This window comes from Mucilaginibacter rubeus, from assembly GCF_003286415.2.
In the GTDB taxonomy this organism is placed as follows: Bacteria; Bacteroidota; Bacteroidia; order Sphingobacteriales; family Sphingobacteriaceae; genus Mucilaginibacter; species Mucilaginibacter rubeus_A.
In genome coordinates this window covers 5,567,614-5,592,866 of the sequence record NZ_CP043450.1, presented here as the reverse complement: position 1 = coordinate 5,592,866, position 25,253 = coordinate 5,567,614, and the positions used below count along the sequence as shown (strand labels likewise).

The 25,253-nt window shown below is 42.3% G+C and carries 24 protein-coding genes; 11 read left to right on the top strand and 13 right to left on the bottom strand.

The genetic code is table 11. The features are described from left to right. Positions 1-14 precede the first annotated feature (14 nt). From DEO27_RS22295 to DEO27_RS22285, 3 genes are all read left to right on the top strand, one after another. Positions 15-1,169, top strand: a complete 1,155-nt coding sequence (locus tag DEO27_RS22295) for a cytochrome-c peroxidase (RefSeq protein WP_223818023.1) — start codon at positions 15-17, stop codon at positions 1,167-1,169. Positions 1,170-1,180: 11 nt separating this feature from the next. Further along, positions 1,181-1,675 carry a molybdopterin-dependent oxidoreductase gene (locus tag DEO27_RS22290; protein ID WP_112568757.1) on the top strand — a complete coding sequence of 165 codons (495 nt, stop codon included), beginning with the start codon at positions 1,181-1,183 and terminating at the stop codon, positions 1,673-1,675. Positions 1,676-1,782: 107 nt separating this feature from the next. Beyond that, on the top strand, positions 1,783-2,241 hold the full coding sequence (locus DEO27_RS22285; protein ID WP_112568755.1) for a hypothetical protein: 459 nt from the start codon (positions 1,783-1,785) through the stop codon (positions 2,239-2,241). A gap of 54 nt (positions 2,242-2,295) precedes the next feature. Here DEO27_RS22285 and DEO27_RS22280 read toward each other — a convergent pair whose 3' ends face one another. Next, positions 2,296-2,598 (bottom strand): DUF4286 family protein, encoded by a 303-nt coding sequence (locus DEO27_RS22280; RefSeq protein ID WP_090530427.1) that lies wholly within the window; start codon positions 2,596-2,598, stop codon positions 2,296-2,298. A gap of 120 nt (positions 2,599-2,718) precedes the next feature. Then, entirely contained in the window at positions 2,719-4,527 is a 1,809-nt protein-coding gene (locus DEO27_RS22275; protein WP_112568753.1) for a tetratricopeptide repeat protein, read from the bottom strand. 155 nt (positions 4,528-4,682) lie between these two features. On the opposite strand from DEO27_RS22275, the gene DEO27_RS22270 reads away from it, so the two are divergent. Genes DEO27_RS22270 through DEO27_RS22260 form a run of 3 tightly spaced genes read left to right on the top strand, consistent with a single transcriptional unit; the run spans position 4,683 to position 8,924 of the window. Further along, positions 4,683-6,575: an alpha/beta hydrolase family protein gene (locus DEO27_RS22270; protein ID WP_112568751.1), complete on the top strand. Its 1,893-nt coding sequence runs from the start codon at positions 4,683-4,685 to the stop codon at positions 6,573-6,575. 6 nt (positions 6,576-6,581) lie between these two features. Beyond that, a complete protein-coding gene (locus tag DEO27_RS22265; RefSeq protein WP_112568749.1) occupies positions 6,582-8,228 on the top strand; it encodes a sensor histidine kinase in 1,647 nt (548 codons plus the stop codon). 3 nt (positions 8,229-8,231) lie between these two features. Further along, a complete protein-coding gene (locus tag DEO27_RS22260) occupies positions 8,232-8,924 on the top strand; it encodes a response regulator transcription factor (protein ID WP_112568747.1) in 693 nt (230 codons plus the stop codon). 119 nt (positions 8,925-9,043) lie between these two features. Here the strand turns inward: DEO27_RS22260 and DEO27_RS22255 are convergent, their stop codons facing one another. The 6 genes from DEO27_RS22255 to DEO27_RS22230 all read right to left on the bottom strand — a co-directional run bounded on the left by DEO27_RS22255 (position 9,044) and on the right by DEO27_RS22230 (position 15,793). Continuing rightward, positions 9,044-9,667: a class I SAM-dependent methyltransferase gene (locus DEO27_RS22255; RefSeq protein ID WP_112568745.1), complete on the bottom strand. Its 624-nt coding sequence runs from the start codon at positions 9,665-9,667 to the stop codon at positions 9,044-9,046. A 2-nt stretch (positions 9,668-9,669) separates the two neighbouring features. Next, on the bottom strand, positions 9,670-10,560 hold the full coding sequence (locus tag DEO27_RS22250) for a UbiA family prenyltransferase (protein ID WP_223818022.1): 891 nt from the start codon (positions 10,558-10,560) through the stop codon (positions 9,670-9,672). Positions 10,561-10,591: 31 nt separating this feature from the next. Beyond that, the gene (locus tag DEO27_RS22245) at positions 10,592-11,908 is read right to left on the bottom strand and encodes a metallophosphoesterase (RefSeq protein ID WP_112568743.1); all 1,317 of its coding nucleotides are present in this window, start codon (positions 11,906-11,908) and stop codon (positions 10,592-10,594) included. Positions 11,909-11,923: 15 nt separating this feature from the next. Then, a complete protein-coding gene (locus DEO27_RS22240) occupies positions 11,924-13,429 on the bottom strand; it encodes a sigma 54-interacting transcriptional regulator (protein ID WP_091215521.1) in 1,506 nt (501 codons plus the stop codon). Between the two features lie 153 nt (positions 13,430-13,582). Beyond that, entirely contained in the window at positions 13,583-14,680 is a 1,098-nt protein-coding gene (locus tag DEO27_RS22235; RefSeq protein ID WP_091215524.1) for a vWA domain-containing protein, read from the bottom strand. 234 nt (positions 14,681-14,914) lie between these two features. After that, positions 14,915-15,793: a carbohydrate kinase family protein gene (locus tag DEO27_RS22230; RefSeq protein ID WP_112568741.1), complete on the bottom strand. Its 879-nt coding sequence runs from the start codon at positions 15,791-15,793 to the stop codon at positions 14,915-14,917. 159 nt (positions 15,794-15,952) lie between these two features. On the opposite strand from DEO27_RS22230, the gene DEO27_RS22225 reads away from it, so the two are divergent. Both DEO27_RS22225 and DEO27_RS22220 read left to right on the top strand, forming a co-directional pair. After that, positions 15,953-16,372, top strand: a complete 420-nt coding sequence (locus DEO27_RS22225; RefSeq protein ID WP_112568739.1) for a YybH family protein — start codon at positions 15,953-15,955, stop codon at positions 16,370-16,372. Between the two features lie 59 nt (positions 16,373-16,431). Further along, a complete protein-coding gene (locus DEO27_RS22220) occupies positions 16,432-16,917 on the top strand; it encodes an adenylyltransferase/cytidyltransferase family protein (RefSeq protein ID WP_112568737.1) in 486 nt (161 codons plus the stop codon). A 7-nt stretch (positions 16,918-16,924) separates the two neighbouring features. On the opposite strand, the gene DEO27_RS22215 is transcribed toward DEO27_RS22220, so the two are convergent. After that, complete coding sequence (locus tag DEO27_RS22215) at positions 16,925-17,776, bottom strand: helix-turn-helix domain-containing protein (RefSeq protein ID WP_112568735.1); 852 nt, start codon at positions 17,774-17,776, stop codon at positions 16,925-16,927. A 127-nt stretch (positions 17,777-17,903) separates the two neighbouring features. Between DEO27_RS22215 and DEO27_RS22210 the strand changes: the two genes are divergently transcribed. Next, a complete protein-coding gene (locus DEO27_RS22210; RefSeq protein ID WP_223818021.1) occupies positions 17,904-18,878 on the top strand; it encodes a phytanoyl-CoA dioxygenase family protein in 975 nt (324 codons plus the stop codon). A 215-nt stretch (positions 18,879-19,093) separates the two neighbouring features. On the opposite strand, the gene DEO27_RS22205 is transcribed toward DEO27_RS22210, so the two are convergent. The 4 genes from DEO27_RS22205 to hemW form a co-directional block, all read right to left on the bottom strand. Continuing rightward, positions 19,094-19,975 carry a cupin-like domain-containing protein gene (locus DEO27_RS22205; RefSeq protein ID WP_112568733.1) on the bottom strand — a complete coding sequence of 294 codons (882 nt, stop codon included), beginning with the start codon at positions 19,973-19,975 and terminating at the stop codon, positions 19,094-19,096. 127 nt (positions 19,976-20,102) lie between these two features. Further along, positions 20,103-20,981, bottom strand: a complete 879-nt coding sequence (locus DEO27_RS22200) for a cupin-like domain-containing protein (RefSeq protein WP_112568731.1) — start codon at positions 20,979-20,981, stop codon at positions 20,103-20,105. 220 nt (positions 20,982-21,201) lie between these two features. Then, positions 21,202-21,747: a fasciclin domain-containing protein gene (locus DEO27_RS22195; RefSeq protein WP_112568729.1), complete on the bottom strand. Its 546-nt coding sequence runs from the start codon at positions 21,745-21,747 to the stop codon at positions 21,202-21,204. 111 nt (positions 21,748-21,858) lie between these two features. Continuing rightward, positions 21,859-22,980, bottom strand: a complete 1,122-nt coding sequence (gene hemW, locus DEO27_RS22190; protein WP_112568727.1) for a radical SAM family heme chaperone HemW — start codon at positions 22,978-22,980, stop codon at positions 21,859-21,861. Between the two features lie 199 nt (positions 22,981-23,179). Between hemW and DEO27_RS22185 the strand changes: the two genes are divergently transcribed. Then, positions 23,180-24,256 (top strand): site-specific integrase, encoded by a 1,077-nt coding sequence (locus tag DEO27_RS22185; protein ID WP_112568725.1) that lies wholly within the window; start codon positions 23,180-23,182, stop codon positions 24,254-24,256. Positions 24,257-24,258: 2 nt separating this feature from the next. Next, a complete protein-coding gene (locus tag DEO27_RS22180) occupies positions 24,259-25,212 on the top strand; it encodes a hypothetical protein (protein ID WP_112568723.1) in 954 nt (317 codons plus the stop codon). Positions 25,213-25,253 lie beyond the last annotated feature (41 nt).

Sequence of the window (25,253 nt, the reverse complement as noted above, 5' to 3'; positions counted from 1 at the left end):
CGCAATGACGATTTGTGAAGAGAAAAGTGAAAGACAACCACGAGATAAAGCATAAACAATCTTCTTTCCCACGTACGGGCAAGGTTTATCTTGTGCTGTGCCTTTTGTTTGTTATCACAGGCTTAACAGCTTATACGGGTACGGAGCCGGTTGTGCCCATGGGCGATTATGTATTTAATTATCCAGCCAATTTCGGCAACAGAATTAATGTACCTGCTGATAACCCCACCACACAACAAGGGGTTTATTTGGGGCGATTGCTTTTTTATGAGCCGAAGCTATCTGCAACCAATGCCATTTCGTGTGGCAACTGTCATCAGCAATCAAAAGCATTTACCGATGGGCGGGCTTTAAGTATTGGTGTTAATAATGGTTTGGCTACACGTAACTCCATGTCGCTGGCTAATTTGTTATGGGCCCGGAAGTTTTTTTGGGACGGACGGGCTGCAAGTTTGGAAGATCAGGTTTTATTTCCGCTCACTAACCCGCACGAAATGGGGCAATCTATACAGGTATCGGTACAAAAGCTAAGCAATACCAAATTGTACCCTGGCTTGTTTAAAATTGTTTACGGTGATAGTACCATAACAGGCGACCGTATAGCGAAGGCGATAGCCCAATTTGAGCGGACGCTGATCTCTGCCAATTCCCGTTATGACCAGTACCTACGCAATGCTTATAAACCCACCGGTGATGAGCTGAAAGGAATGGAACTTTTTAACCGTGGCCCTGATCCTGAAAAAGGTATCCGCGGGGCCAATTGTACCCATTGCCATGGCGGCCCTAAAACCTACCTTGAGCTTTTTCATAACAACGGGTTAGATAGTATATCAAAAGACGAAGGTATGGCAGCCTTTACGGGTTTGGTTACCGATAGGGGCCGATTTAAAGTTCCAACTCTGCGTAACATAGCCTTGACTGCTCCTTACATGCACGATGGTCGCTTTAAAACGCTTGACGAAGTGGTTGACCATTACAGCGAACACATTAAACAATCGGTATCATTAAGCGCTTTTTTGCAGGGCGAATCAAATGAAGTAGGAGGGCATTCGCTGAAACTGCTGCCTAAAGAAAAAAAACAATTAATTGCATTTCTGAATATGCTTACCGATTCTACCTTTATAACGGATAAGCGCTTTGGCAATCCGCATCAATCAACAAAAAATTAAACATCATATCCATGAAAAAATACACCATTGTACTGTTGTTACTGATAGCCGGTTTAACAACCAATGCCCAAACTGCAACAAAGGAAGCTGTTATAAAAGTAACCGGAGAAGTAACAACACCACTTACTATAGGCAACGCTGAATTTCAGCAATACAAACAAACAACAGTAACCCGTAAGGACAGGGACGGTAAAGATCATACCTACTCAGGTGTACTTGTATCGGATATACTGGGAAAAGCGGGTGTTACTTTAGGCCCTGAACTCCGTGGTGAAAACCTGGCAAAATATCTTTTAGTAGAAGCCAGCGATGGTTACCAGGTGCTTTTTGCCCTTGCCGAACTGGACAAGGGTTTTACAGATCGTACTATCATTCTTGCCGATAAGGTCGATGGTCAACCCCTGGTTCCGGCCGATGGCCCGTTCCGCATTATTGTTCAGGACGAAAAGAAGCCGGCACGCTGTATAAAACAGGTTACGGCAATGAAGGTTATGTTTGCTAAGTAGTAATAGATGATGAGGTTTAGTTTTTGAAATGCTATCTTAGGAGCTGTTTAAAGGTCGCCTTACTGTAGCGGTGATTTTTAAATAACCTAATTTAATTTAAACCTTTCATGATCCCATACAACCAGGCTGTAGAACAGCTCGAAGAAGAAAAAGAAGAAAAATCTAAGATTTATACTCTCAATTCAATCCGGATTGTAACATTTCTGTTTGGGCCTTTGGCGGCCGGGTATTTGGTATCTCAAAATTATAAAGCGTTTGACCAGCGGGAAAAGGTAACCGCTACCTGGATAATTGCCGTTGTAGCGTTAATTGCAGTTGTCGGCCTGGCCATTTTTACTTCAGGTATAGAACGTTTTCCTAAATTTGTATTTCCGTTGGCTTATGCCTGGGGTACTTTCTTGCTTGTACAAAAATTTCAGGGCGAACAAATGAAGGAGCACTCCGCTGCTGGAGGAACTACTTTCACTATTTGGCGTGCTTTGCTTGCCGGGTTAATTTGTTTAGTGGCCACCCTGGCAATCATATTTGTCATCCTTTTAATGGTTCCGGGCGCGCTTGATGAATAGGTTTATTACTATCTGCTTTTTGAAGAGAAGCAGATAGTAATAAAAAGCTTAATTTTATTCTACCTCTTCCATCAAGGTGTTGAACATTACAAATTTTTCGTTGAATTTTTCCTGGTGGGTAGCCTGAAATTTATGCAGGTGGTTCATATAAAACTGCTGAAAATGTTCAATGCTATCGGCATTATACTGAATGCAGTAAGTAACCCCCTCGTTAGGCGAATCAATAACCGTCAGGATACGATATGAACTGAAATGCCCGGTGGCCATTATAGCCGGGATATGAATGGTTTTGATATAGTTAAGCCATTCGTCATGAATGGTTTCATCAATTATTATGGTATCGTTGTATACAATCATTTTCAAAAATAATCATTTTCGATTAGTCATTGAGTCATTTGGTCATTAAGTCATTTTTAAAGTACAAGGATAGATCCACGCAAAAGCAATGACATAATGACTCAATGAAATAATGACCAATTATGACGCATCCGGTTTATCGCCTCTTAATAGCCTAAAACGCTTACGGGCTTCATTTATCCAGAGACTGCCGGGGTAATCGGTTATGATTTTTTGGTAGTAGCTTTGGGCTATGGTTTTATCATTCAGCCGGTTTTCATAAATATCGCCCAACATAAATACAGCGTCATCCGCCCATAAGTCGGAGGGGTGTTGTTCAAGAATTTTTTTCAATAATGGTACCGCGCCGGCGTAATCTTTTTGCTGGATCAGGATGCGTGATTTCGACATCATGATGTCATCGTCCAGAGCATTATTCGGAAACTTTTTGCCGATGCTATCCAATATCATAACCGCCTTTTCCGGATTTTGAGCAAAGATCTGCAGGTCGGCACGGGCATACATTTTAAGCGCGGCCCCGGTGCTATCGGCAGCAAGATTATCCTGTATTAACAACAGCAGGTTAAGCGCGTCATTGGCAATCAGTTGCGATGTAGCAACTTTCAGTACATCTAACTGTCCCTTTGCCCAGGTAAAATCGCCGGTATAGTAGGCTAACTTCGCGTTTCTGAACACTGCATCCTGTCCGATAGCGGTGGCCGGAAAATCCTTTTCAACCTGGCTGTAAAGCAGGGTGGCTTCCCAGGGTTGGTTGTTAAGCAGGTAAATATCACCTAAGTCAAGCTTGCAATCGGCCAGTAGTGTTGGCCTGATATCGCCGAGTTTAGTAGCCTCTTCCAGTAATTTTTGAGCGTCTTTTAGTTTATGCAGCTTGTAGGCCTGCAAATTGGCAAGCTTTTGCATGGCGAAGGCTGTGCTGTTGTTGCGGCCAAATTCGGTTAGCAGATCGTTATAGTCTTTTTCGAGCCCAAGTAAGTCCTCCGGTAAATACTTTCCTGATGTTACCTTAAGGTTTTTGGTATTGATAAGCTCAATTTTTGAGGGAATATATAATGGCGATGTTTTTCCTTTGCTGATGATATACTCATATCCACGGATGGCCTCGTCATAAGCTTCGTTAGCAATAAAGGTGCGGCAAAGATCATAGATGCTATTGCCATCATCGTTTTGCCGGCGGCTCAAAGCCAGCGCCTGGTTAAGGGCCAGGCCAAATTCTTTTTGCTGCAGGTATTGCCAGGTTAACAGATCGGCATAAATGGTTTGCTGCGGATCTTTCTGAATGCGCCTTAGCAAAGCTACTTTCAGCATATCGTAATCGGCATTGCCTTCGTATATGCTTGAAAAAGCGTTTTCGGCCTGATTTATAAAGTTGGGGTTTTGTGGTAAAAAGTTCAGATACTCCTCGGTAAGCGATACCTTATCGCGCTTAAAACGATAGAGGTTAATAAGTTCGTAGGTAAACGCATTATCATTTTTGAGCAGCTTACGTCCCTGCTGAAAAATTTTGATGACATAATCAATATTAGCGCTCTGGTAAAACTGGGATGCCAGCGCGGAAATCTCGCCCTGATCGGCAGGCAGACTTTTAATAAGGTCATCATAAATAGCATCGGCCTTGCTCATATTGCCTTCCTGGGTATAAATATTACCCATCATAATGGCGTACTGGTGATCATCCGGATGGCGGCGGATCAGCTTTTTGGTGATGCTTTCGGCCTCGTCAAATTTCTTGAGGTTGAGCAGCGTATTTACATACACACTGTAATAATTCTCGTTGTTTTGCTTATATAGTTTCTGATAAATTTCGAGCGCTTTTTGAGGTTCGCCATTAGCGCTGTATTGCTTGGCCAGCAGCAGTTCGTTATCCTGCGCAAGTAGCCGGGCGCTAATGCAAAAAGTAAGAATAATAACAATATATAAAGCCCTCATCTGTTCAAAAATAATCAATTAATAGAATTGATTTAGCTGGTTTAAACGTATTATTTATATAACGGTATATCAGGGTAAAATTATAGTGACATCTTGATAACATCGAAGTTATTTATCTAATTTGACAGCATTAATAAAATAGGATACTTGTAGCTATGCTAAGCCGGGCCAGATATTTTCTTATTGTAAGTTGCATAATCGCTTTCTTTTCCTGTAACCGGAACAAAGTAAGGCAAATCCCTATTATTGACTTTTTTAAAACTCCCGAAAGGAGCTTTTACCGCATATCTCCTGATGGTAAATATGTATCTTATCTCAAACCGTACAAGGATAAGCAGAACATATTTATACAATCATTGGGCGATGGTAAAGAGCGGATGGTAACCAAATTTGATGATTATTCTGTCAGGGGCGATTACTTTTGGACGTACAATAACCAGCTTGTTTTCTCGCAGGATATCATAGCTTCCGATTCGGTTAAAATGTATGCTTTTGATGTAGCCACTGATAAAAGCCGCACAATATTATCGCTGGGTAATGTGCGCATAGGTTTGGTTAACCGCAACAGGCAGCAGCCGGATATCATCACCATTAAAACCAACGAACGAGATCCCGGCAATTTTGATGTTTATCGCCTTAACGTAAAAACAGGCGAAATGAAGATCTACCTGCAAAATCCCGGTAACATTACCGAGTGGTTTGCAGATGCCGATGGCCGGATCAGGCTGGAAAGGGCTTCGGACGGGGTTAACGAAACCATCCTGTTTCGTCCGGATGAGGACAAGCCTTTCAAACCCATAATCGAAAATAATTTTAAAAATACGGTAAGACCCATCGCTTTTACAGGAATTAAAAATTACTTCTACGCGCTTTCAAACGTAAACCGCGATAAAATGTCGCTCGTGGAGATCAATGCCGAAGACGGAAAGGAAGAGCGTACTATTTTTAGCTGTAGCAAAGCCGATGTTACCAGCTTTGAGTATTCAAAAAACAAACACCGCATTGAATTTACAGGTTGGGATGAGGCTATGCCCCGTAAGCATTTTCTGGCGCCCGATGTGGAGCAAATGTACCGTACTATTCAGCAGCAGCTTAAGGGCAATGAGATTAAAGTTGTTGACCGCGATAGCTCTGAAAATAAATTTATCCTTAATACTTATACCGATCGTAATCCCGGCTCGTTTTACCTTTTTGAAAAAAGCAGCGGTAAGTTAACCAAGCTGAGTGATATTAACTCGAGCCTTGTACCGGCAGAGCTATGCGCAATGAAGCCTATCTCATATCATGCCCGCGACGGTTTACTGATTAACGGTTATTTAACGCTGCCGCGAGGCGATAAAAGCGAAAATTACCCGGTAGTGGTTATGCCGCATGACGGACCATGGTCGCGTGATACCTGGGGCTATGATGACCAGGTGCAGTTTTTGGCCAATCGTGGCTACGCGGTCTTCCAGGTTAATTACCGTGGCTCAACAGGATATGGTAAAGCATTCCGCAGTGCCGGGTATAAACAGGTGGGCGGCAAAATTCAGGATGATATTACCGATGGTGTGCATTGGCTTATTGATACAAAGGTTGCCAACCCTAAAAAGATTGCCATATTTGGTGGCAGGTTTGGAGGCTTTTCGGCGCTTTACGGTGTTTCGTTCCACCCCGAACTATATAATTGCGCCGTGGTACAATATGGGCTCATTAACTTTTTTACCTATATTAAAGATGCCCCTCCGTTTGTTAAGCCCTATTTAAAAATGACCTACGAAATGGTTGGCAATCCCGAAACCGATGCCGATCAGCTGCGGGCCATATCGCCGGTTTTTCATACCGATAAAATTAAGGTACCTTTAATCATATTCCAGGGTGCTAAAGATCAGCGGGCCAATATCAGTGAGCTTAACCAGTTTGTGCGCGAGCTGCGTAAACGGAATGTTGATGTGAAATACTTTTTAAAACCCAATGAACGCGCTTATTTCAGGAGCGAGCATAACCGTATGGAAATGTACGCAGAAATAGAGAAGTTTTTGGATAAGAACATGCGGGTTAAACCTTAAGCCTATATGGCAGTACAGAAAAACGCTTACCGGCAAAATTTTACGCTGATCACTATTTTCGTGGTGTTCATATCCATAACTTTTGTGGTAGCCCTGTTTATATCCTATAATCTTACCGCCAAGTATGTTGAAAATGAGTTTGCTTCAAAAAAGGTAGACGTACTGGAACAAACCATTAAGCCTTATTATGAATTTTTTCAGAATAAAATCCCTGAGATAACCTCATACCAGGGTTTTCTTGATTCGGCATCTGCAGGTAAATATGCCGCCTCTGTTTTTCAGGACTATAGTTTTGTACGCAGGGTTGTTTTTTATGATGCAATGATAGGTGGTACAACCAATATGACGGTGCGTAAAAATAACCTGAGCATATCGGTCAAGGCTATTTATCAGTATTGGCATGTTCATGGTAAAGTGAATGGTTCGCGGCAGCGTACACAAGCCAACGAAGATGATTTTAGGGAAATGGCTGTTAAACTAAGCAATTACATCGCTTTTTCCGACACGTCGAAGGTATCGAGCCAGGATGAGCTTTTTAAGGCTTTCTGGGATGTTAAACCCGATAAGATAAGTTATACCAATATCCTGCGCCGCGAGGATGTGCGCATTTATCGCGATATGCAAATGCTGGGTAACAGCAAAGGGGCATCGTACAAGCAAAATATGATGACCTTTTACCTTGACCCGTACCTGATGAAGGTAAAAAATACGCATCCTGAACTTTACGAAAATGTATCCATTCAGCCGGTAGTGTATGATCCTGTTGATAGTGAAGGGGATAAACTGATCACCGAGGTGTCGTTACCGGTTGCTTTTTCTGATTACAAGCTATTCTTCAGTTCGGCGCAGGGTTATTTAACCGCCGAAATCAACCGCCGTTTCATGCCCATAGGGGCTATTGTACTATTAATGACCCTGTTTTTGTTGCTGATAGGTTGGCTTATTTACCGTAACCTGAACGTAAACATGAAGTTGTTTAAGCTGCAGTATGATTTTATCAACAACTTTACCCATGAGTTTAAGACCCCGGTAAGCGTAATTAAAATAGCAGGTTCAAATTTGCGGGGCGACGGTGAGTTAACTGAAAGGCAGCGACGCCACTACGGTAAAATACTGGACGAAGAGGCCGATAAGCTGAATGAGCTGATGAATAAGCTACTTTCATTTACGCAAATTGAAAATAAATCCATTACGCTTAAGGAAGAAGAAATTGATATAGAGAGTTTTATTAGCCGCTATATTGATACCTTTAAAATAAAGTATGCCGATTTTAATCTTAAATTTAAAATCAACGGAGTTGAAACTTTTTATACCGATCCGGTATTATTAGGAAGTGTTTTCCAGAACCTGATTGAAAATGCATATAAATACTCGCACCCTCAGCAAAAGGAGTTATTTATCAATATTTCGCATGAAAGGCGCAATATTATATTTTCATTTGCCGATAAGGGGATAGGAATACCCAAAAATGAATTGAATAACGTTTTTAAAAAGTTTTACAGGATAGAGAACCAATACAATCAAAACGGGAGCGTTGGCCTGGGTTTGGCATTTTGTAAAGAACTGGTTAATTTTATGAACGGCGATATAACTGTTTACAGTAAGGTTAACGAAGGTTCGGAATTTATAGTTACGCTTCCATACGAAAATTAAGATATGAACAAAGAAATTAAAATCGCGCTGGTTGAAGATGACGAGAACCTGCGTTTCCTGGTTGCAGAGCGTTTGCAGTCGGAAGGTTACAAGGTATTGGAAGCCGGTAACGGTAATGATGCCGAGGCCATGATCCTGGCCGAACAGCCGGATATTGTACTGTTAGACTGGATGCTGCCCGGCAAACCCGGCTCTGAAGTTTGCGGCAATATCCGCGAAAAGGGCTTTGATAAACTTATCATCATGATGACCGCTAAAGCCCAGGACGTTGATAAGATCGAGGCTTATAACTTTGGTGTATCTGATTATATCACTAAGCCTTACAACATGGATGTGATGGTGGCGATGATCGAAAACAAGATCAAATTTTCGCTTAACAGCGAAAAGCCCGAATCGTACCGTTTTGCCAATATGGAGCACCTGCCAAACACGCACCTGCTTATCCGTGATGGCCGTAAAATAGAGCTAACCATCCTCGAAAACAGGATTCTACTATACTTCCTGAAAAACAAAAACAAGGTAATAAACCGTGAAGAACTGATGATGGAAGTTTGGGGCTATAACGCCGATGTAAACACCCGCACGCTGGATATGCACATTGTACGCCTCCGTAAAAAAATAGAAACCAACGCCGATTCGCCGCAGTATTTACAAACCGTAAGGGGAATTGGGTATAAGTTTGTTTATAACCAGTAGTTTAAACATACTTCTCATTCCGTCATTGCGAGGCACGAAGCAATCCCCGATAAGCAGAGCGGCTATGCAAGTCTCCCTGTAAAGTTGGGGATTGCTTCGTGCCTCGCAATGACGATCTTTTATATACCCTTCCTATACACCCTCGCCACAATAAAATCTCCAAAAAAGGTTTTATCCTCAATTACGTTATATCCAACAGCGTCAAAACGCTTTTCGATGGCGGGGAGCCTGCTTGCTTCTATTCCGCAAAGCAGCCGGAAAAAAATAAACATGCTTTGGAGCATTACATTTTGCCACCAGCGACCTGTAAGCTGAAAATCGGCGTTGAGCCAGAGACCATCGGATTTAAGCAGATTGTGCAAATGGTTTAAAACATTATCAACCGTTTCATCCACAAAATTATCAAACAAAAAAGGTGTAATTATTACGTCAAAGCCAGCAGCAAGCTTAACGTTTTCGATAGCATCGTTAATAAACGTAACCGTGTTTTGGCCGGTTTGGCGTTTTTGCGAGAGAGCCGTCATATTAGCCGAGATTTCCACATAAGTAATATCCAGGCTTGAAGGGTGAATTTTGGTAAGCTCTTCCAGGATCCAGCCCGTGCCGCCACCTGCTATGAGTATTTTACTTGCCGGGGGAATAAAGCTTAATAAATATACCTGCGCGTTTATTAATGCCCTGCCATATACCAACCTCGAAAGCCTGTCATAAAACCATGCCGAGTTGTTATAATTGGCAGCCATGTTTAGTGAGGAATGTATTTGAGGAAACTGAACGCTACCACCATAACATATTGCAGGATGAGTACGCCATCCATATAAAAAAAGTAATAATATTCATTCTTTTCCCAGGCCGATTTAAAGATCAACCAGCCAGTAAGGAACATGGTAAGAGTAAGCGCGAAAAAATCAGGACTGAACCCGTTTTGCCTGAACAGGAACATCAGCACTATGTAGCCCGCAAGCAGTACCTGGCAAAACAGGTAGGCATTCTTCTCGCCCCAAACTACAGGGATGGTTTTTAGGCCCACTTTACGGTCGTCGAAAAGGTCACGGATGTCAAAAGGAACTGTTAGCGCGCCGATAAACAAAAAGCGTTTGGCTATAAGTATTGTAGTGTCGCGCATGGAAATATCCGTAAGGTGATTATGCATTGATTCCAGTACCGGAAACAATACACAGCTCATGGTCCATACCAGGGTTATCAAAAATGGTTTTAAGCCGGGAATATTTCTTAAGCCAAATTTATGATCGCCTACGCTAAATAAGGGCAAGCCGTAGCCAAAGGATAAAACGCTGAGAAATATGAGCAAGATCTTTGATTCGGTGGTGATGATAAAGAACAGCGGAATCAGCGACAACAACGAGACAATGGTAAACGTTACCATCAACCTGTAATGCGCAAAGAACCAGCGTACCCTTCTGTATGGCGAGCGTTGCGGTTTAGCGGGCCTTGTAATCAGGATACAGAAATTATAAATGCCAAGTGTTGATGTAAATAGTAAACCTAAAACAGGGAACACCGGTTTTGACCCTATCAGGTGGAACGTTAACAATGCCTGTGCAACCGCACAAAGCGACATGAAAATATTACTGAAGAGCAGGAAATCTAATACAGATTGTAATAATTTCTTCATCGGTAACGGGGTAGCGGTTTATGCCGATCCTTTAAGAATTTAGTAGTGATGGATCCTGACCTGCTTTTAATGTAAATATCGTAATCTCCGGCAATATTCCAACCCTGCCGGTTAAGCCAACAAAGCCAAAGCCAACATTTACATATAATTGTTGCATATTTTCCTGATAATGGCCAGCCCACTCGTTATAAACATATTTAATAGGGCTGTATTGAAAGTGTTCGGTGCGTACACCAAACTGCATCCCATGGGTATGGCCGGCAAACATGGCATCTATCTGCGGGTACTTTGGTAATACTTCGGCACGCCAATGCGATGGATCATGCGAAAGCAAAAGCTTTACCGGCAAATCATCGGTATTTTTTACTGCCAGATCCATTCGGCCGTATTTCGGGAACCTGCTGTATTCACTCCAGTTTTCGATACCTAATATGCCTATTTCTTCTCCATCAATCTTAAGCCTCCGGTTTTCGTTAAGTAGCAGATCCCAGCCCATGTTTTTATGGGTAGCTATCAAATCCTGGTGATTTTTATTCTTGTCGGCGAGAGTACTCCAATACCCATAATCGCCATAATCATGATTGCCAAGGGTAGAGAAAACACCGAGCGGGGCTTTTACCTTACTGAAAATATCCTGGTAATCTGTCATTTCGGTTGCTTCGCCGTTAACAAGATCTCCGGTGAAAAATATCAGGTCGGTTTTTTCTTTTAAGAGCATTTCAACGCCGCCAAGTACAGCTTTTTTGTTATAAAAACTGCCTGAATGAATATCTGAGATCTGCCCAATCCTTAGGCCGTCAAAAGCCTTTGGCAGGTTGGGCAGGTACATGGTCTGATATAGTACATGATAATCATAGGAGCCCTTAGGCATTGCCGTTTTAATTGCAGCCAGTGGCACTGCAGCAGCAAGTAGCCCGGCTTTTAAAAGGAACTCTGATCGGGGGATGGAATCAGTGTTCGAAGTAGCAGTAGTAGTGGCAGTGGCAGGAGCTGTTTCAGGAGTGGCTTGAATTTTAGTTGCAGCTGCAGTTTTGTTGCGTTTTAGTACTATTTTTCGTCTGATATCATCGGCAAAAATGAACAGTATAAAAGTTAATTTGCAGATGAGCAGGATAAATGTTGCCAGCAAGCAACCGGCACGTACGCCGGTACCGGCAATGGTGATATAACCGCCTGTTAAAAGCGCGGCTATCGTAAGCCCAGATGTTGTCCAATAAAAAATGGCGAATGCTTTTGATTGCAGCAATCGCCATTTTTGGAATGCGCCGCGGATGCCCTGTAAAACATACCGGTCAACCAGCAGCTCAATTATGATCCAGAATAAAATACTCAGCGCTTTAAAAATCATATCAGCGCTATATATTTAGTAACGGTCGTCGTCAATATCAAGGTCGTCGTCATCGGGCTGCAAGTTAAACAAACTGTTAAACATATCCGAAAACGCGAAGCCATTATCAAGGAAACCTTTATTCAATTGTGAAAACTCTGAAAGGCCGTGAAGTACAAATTCCATGAGTAGCAATTGCTGACTTTCGCTCAGGCGCGGGTGGACCTTTTTAACCAGGTCTTTCAAGCCTGCAACTTCTTCCAGTGCCTTTTTGTACTCCTGCATTGGCATATCATCAACCAAAGCTACATTGTTACCGTCGCCAAACCAGTTAATGATAGCGGCGTACGGATTAGGGGCCTTTGCTTTTTTAGCCTTTTCAGGATCAGGGAAGAATGATAATAGCAAACTCTTGATAGCTTTGCCTATCAGGATGTTTGCAACCTTGCCCGGACCTTCCAGTTCGCCCTCGTAAACCAGCTCAATTTTACCGGTAATGGCAGGGATCACTCCTAAAAAGTCGGTGATACGTACAAAGGTTGTTTTTTCGTGATTGATGATCATCCTGCGCTCGGCATTGCTGATCAGGTTTTCGTAAGCAGAAATGGTTAAACGTGCTGATACACCCGATTTTTTGTCGATATATTCTGAGTTGCGGGCTTCAAACGCGATTTGCTCAACCAAATTTTTTACCAGGCCATCGGCTTCGATAGCTATACGCTGATCGTCGGTAAGCGAAGCTTCCTGCTGAGTGATTTTGCGTGAAATTTCAACCGAACGTGGGTAATGCGTCAGGATCTGGCTTTCAATACGGTCTTTTAATGGCGTAACTATCGAACCACGGTTGGTATAATCTTCGGGATTGGCGGTAAACACAAACTGGATATCCAGTGGTAAACGCAATTTAAAACCGCGGATCTGGATATCTTTCTCCTGTAGGATGTTAAATAGTGATACCTGGATACGGGCCTGAAGATCGGGCAGCTCGTTAATTACGAAAATGCCACGGTGCGCACGAGGAATTAAGCCGAAATGGATAACGCGTTCGTCGGAATAAGTTAGCTTTAAGGTAGCCGCTTTAATTGGGTCAACGTCGCCAATTAAATCAGCAACGGTAACGTCTGGCGTCGCCAGTTTTTCGGTATAACGCTCAGAACGGTGAATCCAGCCGATAGGGGTATCATCACCTTTTTCGGTTATGATGCTGTGCCCAAACCATGAAATAGGATTGTAAGGGTCATCAAATAATTCTGATCCTTCAATATATGGAATATACTCGTCAAGCAGGTTAACCAGCAAGCGGGCAATACGTGTTTTAGCCTGGCCGCGTAAACCTAATAGTAAAATATTATGGCGCGACAGGATAGCAGTTTGCAGGTCCGGAATAACAGTATCTTCAAAACCTATGATGCCTTCAAAGCCGCCTTCGCGTTTTTTAAGCTGTTCAATTAGGTTGGCACGTAATTCGTCTTTAACCGAGCGGCTTTTATAGCCAGTTTGCTTTAATTGGCCGAGGGTTTTAATATCTAATAATTTACTCATTCTATTTTTTATAGTCCGAAAGTCGGAAAGACCGAAAGTCCGGAAGTGTTTTTATTGTGATCTGGAAGTCGGAAAGTACGCAAGTCCGAACGTTTTTTAAAAGTTGGTCGATCATCTTTCGGACTTTCCGACCTCGGACTTCAGACTAAAGACTTATCTAACAGTCCTTCTCCTGTTTCTGATGTAATCCTCAAAAATGTATTCACCTAAGCCGTTCAGCGAGCTGTAAAACGCTTTGCCGCCGTTTGTTTCAGTGAATTTACGAACAAACTGCTGCAAATAAGGGTCTTTAGCTATCATAAATGTAGTTATAGGGATCTTTAACCGTTTACATTGAGCGGCCATGTTAAGGGTTTTATTAACCACTTTTCTGTCCAGCCCGATGCTGTTTTTATAATACCTGGTACCTTCTTTTAAGCAGGTTGGCTTACCATCGGTGATCATGAAAATTTGTTTGTTGTGCGTTTTACGCCTGCGGAGCAAATCGGTAGCCAGTTCCAAACCTGCATAAGTATTGGTATGGTAGGGGCCAACCTGTAAGTAAGGCAAATCCTGCAGGGTTATAGGCCATGCGTCGTTACCAAATACTACAATATCCAGTGTGTCTTTAGGGTATTTGGTGCGGATCAGTTCGGCAAGGGCCATAGCTACTTTTTTGGCCGGCGTTATCCTGTCCTCGCCATAAAGGATCATGGAGTGCGAAATATCAATCATGAGCACGGTTGAAGTAAGGGTTTTGTAATCCATTTCCTCTACTTCAAGATCGCGTTCGGTCATCATGAAATCGCCTATACCGTGATTAACCTGGGCGTTATGGATAGATTGGGTCATATCTATCTGGTCCAGACTGTCGCCAAACTCAAACTCGCGGCGCTCGGCATTTTTTTCATCGCCCTGGCCCGATTGTGGTGAGCGGTGATTGCCTTTGCCCGATTTTTTTAGTTTGCCAAAGATCTCTTCCAGGGCAGATTGCCTGATGCTCTGCTCGGTTTTCGCTGTGATCTTAAATTCACCGTTTTGATTGTCCTCATCAAGATAGCCTTTCTGTTTCAGCTCATCGATGAAATCGCCCATGCCATAATCATCGTTGGTGAGGTTGTATTGTTTGTCGAGTTCGTTAAGCCAGGCCAAAGCTTCGCCGGCATCGCCCGATGTATAATTGAGCAACTCGAGGAATAATTTTAGTAATTCGTCAAATCCGCCTTTAGGGATTTGGTTGGGCTTAAATTTGGAAAATCCAAAACCGCGCATATTTTGTCCTTTCTGTACATAAAGGAACGGAATATTTTGGTGAAAAGTTTTGCTGTGGCAGTGATAAAGTAAATTGTTAGGTAAGTATGACAATTAGCGATGGATGCTTTGGCGTCTTCTCCATCACGTCATTGCGAGGTACGAAGCAATCCCAAATTGGCAGAGCAGCTAAGCAGGTCCCCTATAAAGTCGGGGATTGCTTCGTGCCTCGCAATGACGCTGGTAGAGTTGATCCTAAATATATGCCAAACTATTCAGCAACTCAGCCGGATATACCGGGTTTGCGCCACGCTGGCTGGCTACGTATGAGCCAACCGAACAGGCTTTATCTACTACTTGCTGCATAGGTTTGCCTGCCAGCAGGCCAGACACAAAGGTGGCCAGGAAAGCATCGCCCGCGCCTACTGTGTCGGCTACTTTTACGGGGCAGCCTGGGCTGTCATAAAATTCATGGTCATGCCATACCAATGCCCCATGCTCTCCGCGTGTTACGCATATGGTTTGGCTGTGATATTTAGAGCGGAATTCACCAATCTTGTCACGCAAAGGAGCGCTGCCACCGCCAATAAGCAGGTCGGCTTCTTCCTCGTTCATTTTTACTACATCGGCACGGGCAACCAGTGTTTCAATGGTTGATAGGGTATAATGCGGCGGACGAAGGTTTACGTCAAAAACTTTTAATGCCGGGGTTTCGTCAAGCAGGTTTAACAGTGTTTCGCGGGTAGTGGCCGTACGGCAGGCCAAACTGCCAAACACAATGGCCTGGGCTGCCTGCGCTGCTTTGGTAAGCGCTGCAGAAGGTTCCATATTATCCCATGAAACGGGTTGTGGAATAATGTAAGTGGCGGTATTGCTTTCGTCAAGTTGTACAGTAACCTCGCAGGTTGGAAACTCATCATCCTGCTGGATCAGGTTTGAATACAGATCGTTGGTTTTTAAAAAGCCTATTAAGGCATCGCCTGAGCTGTCCATCCCAACCGAGCTTGCAAAAGCTGTTTCTACACCTTGCTGTACCAAATGCCTTGCCACGTTCATAGGCGCGCCACCGGCTTTTTTACCATCGCCAAAAGCATCCCATAAAACTTCGCCAAAACTTAATACCTGATTTCCCATAGTTAAATTGTTTTTTTAATGCCGATGAAACCCAAATATACTGTATTGTCTGAACCGGAATTAATCGAATTGAAGAATTAATTGAATTTTTTCTTTTTAATTCTGTTAATTCGGGCAATTCTTAAAATTCAGGTTCAGACAAAAAACTACCTTTATTATATGAAAAGAATATTACTGAGTTTTGTGTTTATGCTTGTTGCCGCGTATGGTTTTGCGCAGGATAGGCAAGCCATCCTGAAAGTAATGCATACGCAGGAGGAAGCCTGGAACCGTGGCAATATTGAAGAATTCATGACAACCTACTGGAAGTCGGATTCGCTGGTTTTTGTGGGCAAAACAGCCCCAACTTACGGCTGGCAAACAACTTTGGAACACTACAAACAAACCTATCCTGATAAAGCTGCTATGGGGCAGCTCAAATTCAATATCATACAAATAAAGGTGCTTGATAAAACTAATGCCTTTGTTTTAGGCGGCTGGAAGCTAACCCGCGAAAAGGATACGCCCGGCGGTTATTTTACATTATGGTTCAGGAAAATTAAGGGCGAGTGGAAGATAGTTTGTGATCACACAAGTTGAAGAGATTAGTGGTTGGAGATAAGAGATTGGTTTGATTAGATCTCAAAAAATAGTACTGCATGAAAAGAGGTTTGATAATTGGAAAGTTTTTGCCGCTACATATCGGACATATGGCTTTGATAGGTTATGCGCTTGAGCATTGTGATGAGCTTATGATAGTTATAGGAGCAAGTGATGACGAACCTATTCCGGGTGATGTTAGACTTAACTGGCTCGACAAAACTTACGCGGATAACGATAAGGTTAAACCTGTATTGTTAAACTACGATGAAGCTATATTGCCCGGCGCGGGCGAATCAATAGAAAATATGTCGAGGCTTTGGGCCAGCTATCTTAAAAAGAACGTGCCGCACATTGATGTAATATTTGCATCTGAAGCTTACGGTGCTTATATGAGCCGGTTTCTGGATTGTGAAAGTGTTATTTATGAAGAACCCTGCAAAGTTGTACCAGTAGCGGCAGCAAGGATCAGGGAAGAGCCTAATTTATACCTGCATCTTTTACCTGAGGCGGTTAAGGAATATTATCAGGATCGGGGCAAATAATTTATTATCAATCTTTGCTAACCCACTCCTTCTTAAAGTCTGAGGGATTTTTACCTACTATTTTATTAAAGAGTTTATTGAAATAAGATAAGCTTTCAAAGCCCACGGCGTAACAGGTTTCTGTTACGTTTTTATCCTGCATCAGCAGGTTCTTTGCTACGTCAACCCGGTATTGGTTCACAAAATCGGTAAAAGTCATTTTGGTTTGCCTTTTAAAGTACCGGCAAAAGGCAGCCGTGGTGAAATTAACTTTATCGGCTATCACATTTACATCTGGTTTAAGGTTGTAATTGCTGCCGATATATTCATAAACAGCGCCCATCCTTATCTTATCCTTTAAAAAGAATTGCAGGTTTGGCTCGTCGTTGTTTAAAATGGCAAATTCGTTTGAACCCGCCAGGATATTAAAGATCTCCATCAGTCCTAACAATTGCTGAAATGAGCCCATCCCTGGTAATAGCTTTAATTTCTGTACCGCTAAAGTCCGGGTATCACCATGAAAGGCAATGCCATTGGCCGCCTTTTTGAAAAGCTGCTCAATCGCCGAAAACTCAGGAGTGATGCCTATCGCCGTTCCCATAAAGTCTTCTTTCAGCTGCACTACTATCTGGTGGTATTCGCTCCGGAGGCGGTAATCAAAGTTGAGGTGGGGGAGGTTACTGCCAATAAGTACAAGGTCATGTTGTGTATAGCCGGAGATATGGGAGCCAACATGCCTGATCCCGGCATCAGCTTCAACATAAACCAGTTCATATTCCGGATGATAATGCCACAAGAAAGTGTTCCGAAGCCGGGGCGAAAAAAGCTTGAACGATTTGCCCGGTTCAAAATCTACCTTCTCTAACTGGATCTTATCCATGCTACATTGAGTGTTGTGTTTTTATAAAGATAACTAAATGGTCAATAGAGAACAAATTTTGATCATTGTACAGGATAAGCCGTCCTCAACGTCGCCCTAAATTTGAATTGTAAATCAAAACGAAATTATGAAGACCGAAAACGCAACTATGACCATGGCAACAGCCCCCGCCAATGCCCATAAAGAGATCCCTGGCAATCCATCTACCGCAAAATCGAGCCAGATTAGTCTGAACAAACGGGGCAACAACGAACCACTGAAAATACTGAGCGAGGCCGACTGGCAATTTTGGATAGACAATGGTTATGTGATCATTAAAAACGCTGTACCCAAAGAACAGGTTAAAAAGCTGGCCGATTACCTGTGGCAATATGAAGGTAAAGACGCCAACGACATAGAAACCTGGTATAAAAAGCCAAATGCCCAAATGCAAATGACCGAGCTGAACAATACCGGCATGGTTGAAATTTATAATCAGCAATTTATGTGGGATAACCGGCAGTACCCTAAAGTTCACGCGGCTTTTGCCGATATCTGGGGCACGGAAAAACTGTGGGTGACTATCGACAGGGCTAATCTGAACTTTCCGTTACGCCCCGGGTTTGAATATAAAGGTTTTATCCACTGGGATTATGATCCTGAAACCAAACCTCAAAACGTGCAAGGGGTATTAGCGCTTGCCGATCAGACGGACGAAAATATGGGCGGCTTTCAATGCATCCCTGAATTGTACCGAACTTATGATGCCTGGAAATTAACCCAGCCCGAAGATCGTGACCATTACAAACCTGATACCACCGGCTTTGAAACGGAAAAAGTGAAACTGGAGGCTGGCGATCTGCTGATATTTAACAGTCTGCAGCCACATGGTATCCGCCCAAATAAGAGTAATGATAAGGTGCGCATAGCCCAATACATATCCATGATGCCCGCACAGGAAGATAACGAAGAGCTAAGGCAGTGGCGCATCAACAGCTGGCAAAGCCGCGAAGCTATGCAAGGCTATGCTTTTCCCGGCGATCCGATGGAACGTGAAAAACAAAATCCTGTAGCTGAGCTTAGTGAGCTGGGTAAAAAGCTATTGGGATTAGAGAGGTGGTAGGTTGTTGTCAGGATAAAGCAAGGGATTGTGCGATTCCCTCCCTTGGGAGGGTGTAGGGAGGGGTTTCAGCGAGATACTTGGACGTTGCAAAATCGCATAACCCCTCCCTGCCAACACGCAATCCTGACGCGCCCCTCCCAAGGGAGGGAATTAAAAAACAAAAACGCGATGGATAAAATCCATCGCGTTTAATATCATGACTTAAGACTTCGGACTTAAAAAGGCTTTCCAGCCGCCAGTTCGCGGTTGGCCCATTTCACGGCCAGGCCTTCGCGGTATTTGGCGTATTTGCCTTTAAACACCATTTTCAGGGCGCTGTCAACACCGCCTTTAACGGCCAGGTTATATAAACTTGCCGCCTTACGGGTAATGCTTGCATCCCAGGCACGAAGACTTAGGGAGTATGAACCATCAACATATTTCATCCAATGCCAGTAACCGGTAGGCATAAACAAGGTATCGCCATGTTCAAGGAAAACCTCAATACCTTCAACGCCGTCAAGTGCCGGGAATTTTTTAACATCAGGGTTTAATACATCATAATCTTCCAAAGCATAAGTTGCATTCGGGATGCAATACAGGCGACGTTTCCATTTGTTCTCAAACAGGATCACATGCTTGCGGCCACCAAAGTGGGTATGGAAAATATGCGGAAGATCAATATCGTAATGTAAAAAAGTAACCGAGTTTGAACCGCCGAAAAACATGGCAGGCATGCTCTCCAAAAAGCCACCCATTAAATCTTTTGGTAATACGATATCATCCAAAAGCTGTGGTGCCTGTTTAAATATATTAAAGAAAAAGATCCTTAATTCGGTTGGTTTACTGCGGATGAGGTCGATATACTCATCAAAGGGCATTTCTGTTGCCGATGAATTGATGGGTTTTGATGGATCGGCCTTAGAGTTGTCATATAGCGGCACTACTTTGTTGCCAACAACCTGTTTTAAATATTCGGGTGTCCATTTTTCGCGGGCAGGCCAGCTTTTGGTAAGCCCTTTGATAACCAGCGGGCGACGTGGGTCTAAATAATTCTTCTTAAAGTCTTCGGGAGAAATATTTTCAACCGTATCGATCGGGTTAAGAATGAAGCACATATGTAGTTTTTATTACTTTCGGGGGTTATGCTAATTTTAAGTTAAAGTTACAATATTGTTCCTTAACTATTTATAAGCATTCAAAATAACGAAATAAACCCCAAAGTATTATAAAGATATATCAATATTATGGCTTACCTGCAGCAAGGGCATTATTAGCACGTTTAATAGCCAGTTCCTCTTTCCAATCCATATAGTCCTTTTTAAAGCGGGCTTTCATCATGTTGTCAAACTTGCGCTGTACGGTTAAGTTATATAAGCTTTTGGCTTTTATAGCCCATGATTTATCCCAGGCGCGTAACGATATGGAGAATGAACCGGTCAAATATTTCATCCAATGCCAGTAACCTGTAGGCATAAATAGAGTGTCTCCATGTTCTAAAATTGCCTCCTGGCCCTCAATACCGTCAAGTGCCGGGAATTTGGTGAAGTCAGGGTTTTCAATATCATAGTCTTCCAGTGCATAGGTTGCAAAGGGGATGCAATACAGTCGCTCCGTCCATTTCTGGTCAAACAGCATTACGTGTTTGCGGCCATTAAAGTGTGTGTGGAAGATGTGGGCAAGATCGATATCGTAATGTAAAAATGTTACCGAACCAGCACCACCAAAAAACATGTTAGGGTACTTATCAAGAAAGCCACCCATTAAATCTGATGGTGAACGGTAATCATCAAGCAGCTTTGGGGCATGTTTTATGGGGTCAAACAGAAAGATCCTTAAGTCGGTAGGTTGTTTTTGAATAAGATCGATATAATCGCCAAACTTCATTTCGCTGGCCGATGCGTTGATAGCCTTAGATGGATCGGCCTTAGCGCTATTATATAGCGGAACGGTTTGATCGCCTACGGTTTCTTTTATGTATTCAAAAGTCCATTTTTGAAGGGCTGGCCAGCTTTCAGTCGCTTTGCGGATTATAAGCGGTTTGCGTGGATTTAAATAATTGTTAACAAAATCCTCTTTGCTTATATGGTCTACACGGTCAATAGGTGTAAGTGTTATACTCATTTTCACAAATTAATTAATGGGCAAAATTAATTCTTTGTAAAAAACATGTAAACAATTTGCGGGGATTTTGAAATTTTAATGACAGTTGTTTTTAGTAGCACTCCAAAGTGTCAGCGGCAGTTTTTGTTAGTTGATAAACAAAAAGAGTTGATAGTTACTAACCATCAACTCTTTTCAAAAACTTTTTTGGCGACTGCCGCTGCAACTGCCACTATAAAGCTTAATTAGGCATCAACACGGTGTTCACCACGTGGATAATGCCATTACTTTGGGCAACATCATCTATGGTGATCCATGACTTGCCTCCTTTTTCGTCAACCAGATATAATTTAGTGCCTTGCGACATTACTGTTATCGTGCCACCACTTAACGTGCTTAGTTCTGTTTTGCCTTTACCTTCCTTAACCTTGGTTAACAGGTCGGTGGAACTTAGTTTGCCCGGAACTACATGGTAGGTTAACGTTTTGATCAGGCTTGCTTTATTGGCGGGCTTCATTAAGTTATCAACCGTACCCGCCGGTAGTTTGGCAAATGCTTCGTTAGTTGGTGCAAATACTGTATATGGTCCTGCGGCTGATAGCGTTGGTGCCAGGCCTGCCGCTTTAACAGCGGCTACAAGTGTAGTATGATCTTTTGAACCTGATGCATTTTGTACAATGTTTTTAGCCGGTGACATAACAGCGCCGCCAACTGTTTTTTGAGCATAAGCTTTTGGAGCAACGGCAACAGCCAATAAGGCAACAGCCGCGATGAGTAGTTTTTTCATAATTTAATCGTCAGGATAAGTATCTTTTAAAGATACGATTAGTAAATCTAAACAGATTTAAATATCATTTTGCTTTGTAACAATGTATTGACTGTTATTATGCCGTTTGGTTTAAAAAAATAAACCCGCTGCAATATGATCGGCATATAACTTGCCCGTAGCTGTCAGGTAAATCACATTGTCCTTTTGGCTGATCCATTCCCTGTCAAAAAATTCAGCGCCAGCTTTAAGTAATTCGTCAGATGCTCCTTTGGCTATCTGGTTAAGCCTTGCTAAGTCAAGCCCCCAAATGGTACGTAAGGAAGTCATGATATACTCGTTCAGGCGGTTCTCTTCGGTTAGCTCCTCGGTTTCGGCTGATAGTTTCCCGGTTTCAAGCGCCTGCATGTATTTGGCGTTATTGGCTATGTTCCATTGGCGAGTATCGCCATTGTAAGAGTGGGCCGATGGGCCTATACCTAAGTATTTAACACCTTTCCAGTAATTAGAGTTATGGCGCGAATAGTGGCCGGGCTTGCAAAAATTGGAGATCTCGTAATGTTCAAACCCGTGGGCCTGCATAGCATCCATCAGCACCATGAATTGCTCAGCACTTTGCTGCTCGTTCATGGGCGGTTGTTTCTTTTTATTGATGAATGCTGCCAGCGCGGTTTGGGGTTCAACCGTCATGGAATAGGTGGATACATGCGGAACATTAAGCTCAAACACCTTATCCAGGTTTTGTTTCCATTTAGTATCGCTGAGCATGGGATAACCATAAATCAGATCGACAGTGATATTTTCAAAACCTGCGTCCTGGGCACGCTTGACTGATGATTCGGCTTCCTGTCCTCGGTGAACGCGGTTCATCCACGCCAAATCTTCGTCAAAAAATGATTGGATCCCAATGCTGAAGCGGTTTACAGGTGTCTGCTTCAAAGCTTTGAGTTTATCCGGTTTCAGGTCGTCGGGATTGGCCTCTAAGGTAACTTCTGCAGTGGACGATACCGTGTGCAGCTCGGTAATGGTATTGATGATCCTGCTGATCTCATCGCCATCTAAAACAGAAGGCGTACCTCCGCCAAAGTAGATGGTTTCGATGGTTTCGCCGTTGAGATAGCTTTTTTGCAATTTGATCTCTTTGATCAAAGCGTGCAACATTTCATCCTTATATTTTAACGACGTACTGAAATGGAAATCGCAATAATGGCAAGCCTGCTTGCAAAAGGGAATATGGATGTAAATGCCTGCCATAATTTTAAGAGTATATAATCCCCCAAAGAATGGGATAGGTTAATGATGTTAATTTACTAATTATCAATGATTAAAATGTTTTAATGGCTTTATTGATCTTTTGTATTTTTAGTCTATTTACGTTATTTTTGTTACTCGGTCGTTACTATGTATGTTTCATGAGTAACAAAAGTAACAAATAAACACTAATCGATAAGTCATGGTAACTATTAGATATAAAAAGCTAAGCACAGGCAAATTTAGTGCTTATTTGGATGTCTATTCCAACACCGGTGAGGGTAAAAGTAAACGCAACTACGAGTTTCTTAAGATTTATGTAGATAAAGACTATTCTGATGCAGCAAGCCGTGTTAGCGAGGCTGATAAAGAAAAAATGAAGATTATTAAAGCACTGCGTAATAAACGGGAGGACGAACTGAATTTCTCGGAGCATGGTTATAAGCAACCTGCCAAGATCAATTATCATCTTCAGGATTATCTTGACCAATGCCTTGCAAAGAAATTTAATTATAAACTGGAATGCTTGATCATTCATCTCGGAAAGTATTGCCCAAAACGAACCATATTATTCCAGGAAGTAGATGAAGAATTTTTAGATAGGTTTCAGAGTTATCTTCTTAATCAGGTTAGCAGAAATACAACTAATGCTTACATGTCTGTGTTTAGGCAGCATTTCAATAAGCTAGTAATTAAAGGGATTATTCAAGCTTCTCCATTTGGTAATTTTAGGATTATCGAGGAGGAAGACTCGGAGCGCACCACGCTCACTATTGAAGAAGTTAGAACCTTAGCTAATTTCGTTCCCAAAAGAGGTAACAGCCAGATCAGGGAAGCTTTTATATTTTCTTGTTTTACTGGTTTGCGTTTTTCGGATATTAAGAAGTTGCATTACGATGAAATTGTTAACGATCAGTTGATATTTCGGCCGGCGAAAACGACAAAGAAAATTGTTACTGTACCATTGGCCGATGAAGCAAAAATGATTATTGCAAAAGTGGTAAAGCATCCTACAAATAAAAAAGTGTTTTGGGATTTGCCAACGAGTCAGGTGGTAAATGTTTACTTAAAATTCTGGGCATTGGAAGCTGGTCTGAAAAAAAATCTCCATTTTCACGCTGCCCGTCACACGTTTGCAACCATCGGCCTGACTTTTGGAATCGACATATATACTATGAAAGAATTGCTGGGGCACAGTAAAATTGAAATGACCCAAATCTACGCCAAAATCGTTGACGAGAAGAAACGAAACGAAATGTTGAAATTTCCTAAACTTTGAATATGAGAAAGGTTTTCTTTGAAATCGGTTTAGTAATTGCCTTTACCCTGGTCTACCTTTTGGTTCCCGGAATACGCTTGCCGCTGATTATTACTTTTGGCATATTAGGCATTTGGCTATTACCCGTTCAATTGTTTTTATCTGTAAGTTTTAAAAACTGGCAGGATGAGCTTAGTGGCCGTTTTCATCATTTACCAACACAGGAGCGTTTATTGCAGGTTAAGGTTAATTTTGAGGGGCTTGATCCGATAGAGGTTAACAAGCTTCGGCTGTTTTATATTAATGTAAGCATTTTTCACTACCTGCTGATGATTTTCTATGGCCTGTCATTTCTATCGCTCGGCCTTTTGTTTTTGATTTTTGGGGGCTATTCTAAAGATACTTATTTCGTTGCTATCAGTCTTTTGGGATTTATAATTACTTGTTTTATCGGCTACGTCTTGATTGGTCAGGTATTTCCTGGCGGAAACAAGAAAAATATCGACGCTGTTTTCTATCTGTTTTGGAGCAAAGATTGGCAAAAGCAACTTTCTGCACTTGGTCAGATAGACAAAGGGGACTTTCAATTATTGCGTAAGCCACAGACATTCTATGATTTTTGGCGGCAAGGTAAAACAGCAGAAGAAAAGGAAATGTCGTTTAAAAAATTGGTAGATGACCTAAACAGGTACAGTAAAGACGGGCCACTTTTTAAATATAATGAGCAGGGAAAAATAGAGCTTACCGAAATTATACGTAATGGTGCGCCGGATAAAACGTTGGCAGGTTTCCTTAAATACTGCATTAAGGACCGCAAAATACTTTCGGAGGATATTTTGAAAAAAAGTCACAGGGGATTATTGCATTCCGTTTTTGTGATTGGTCAAAACAAAGGTCTTGTTGTATTGGAGAACGAAAGATTCAAAACCTTACCAGATGATTATGTCGAAGTATATAAATCAATCTTGATAGAATAAAAGTTTTGGATAGAACTCCATAAAGTTTGTAAGCACGACAT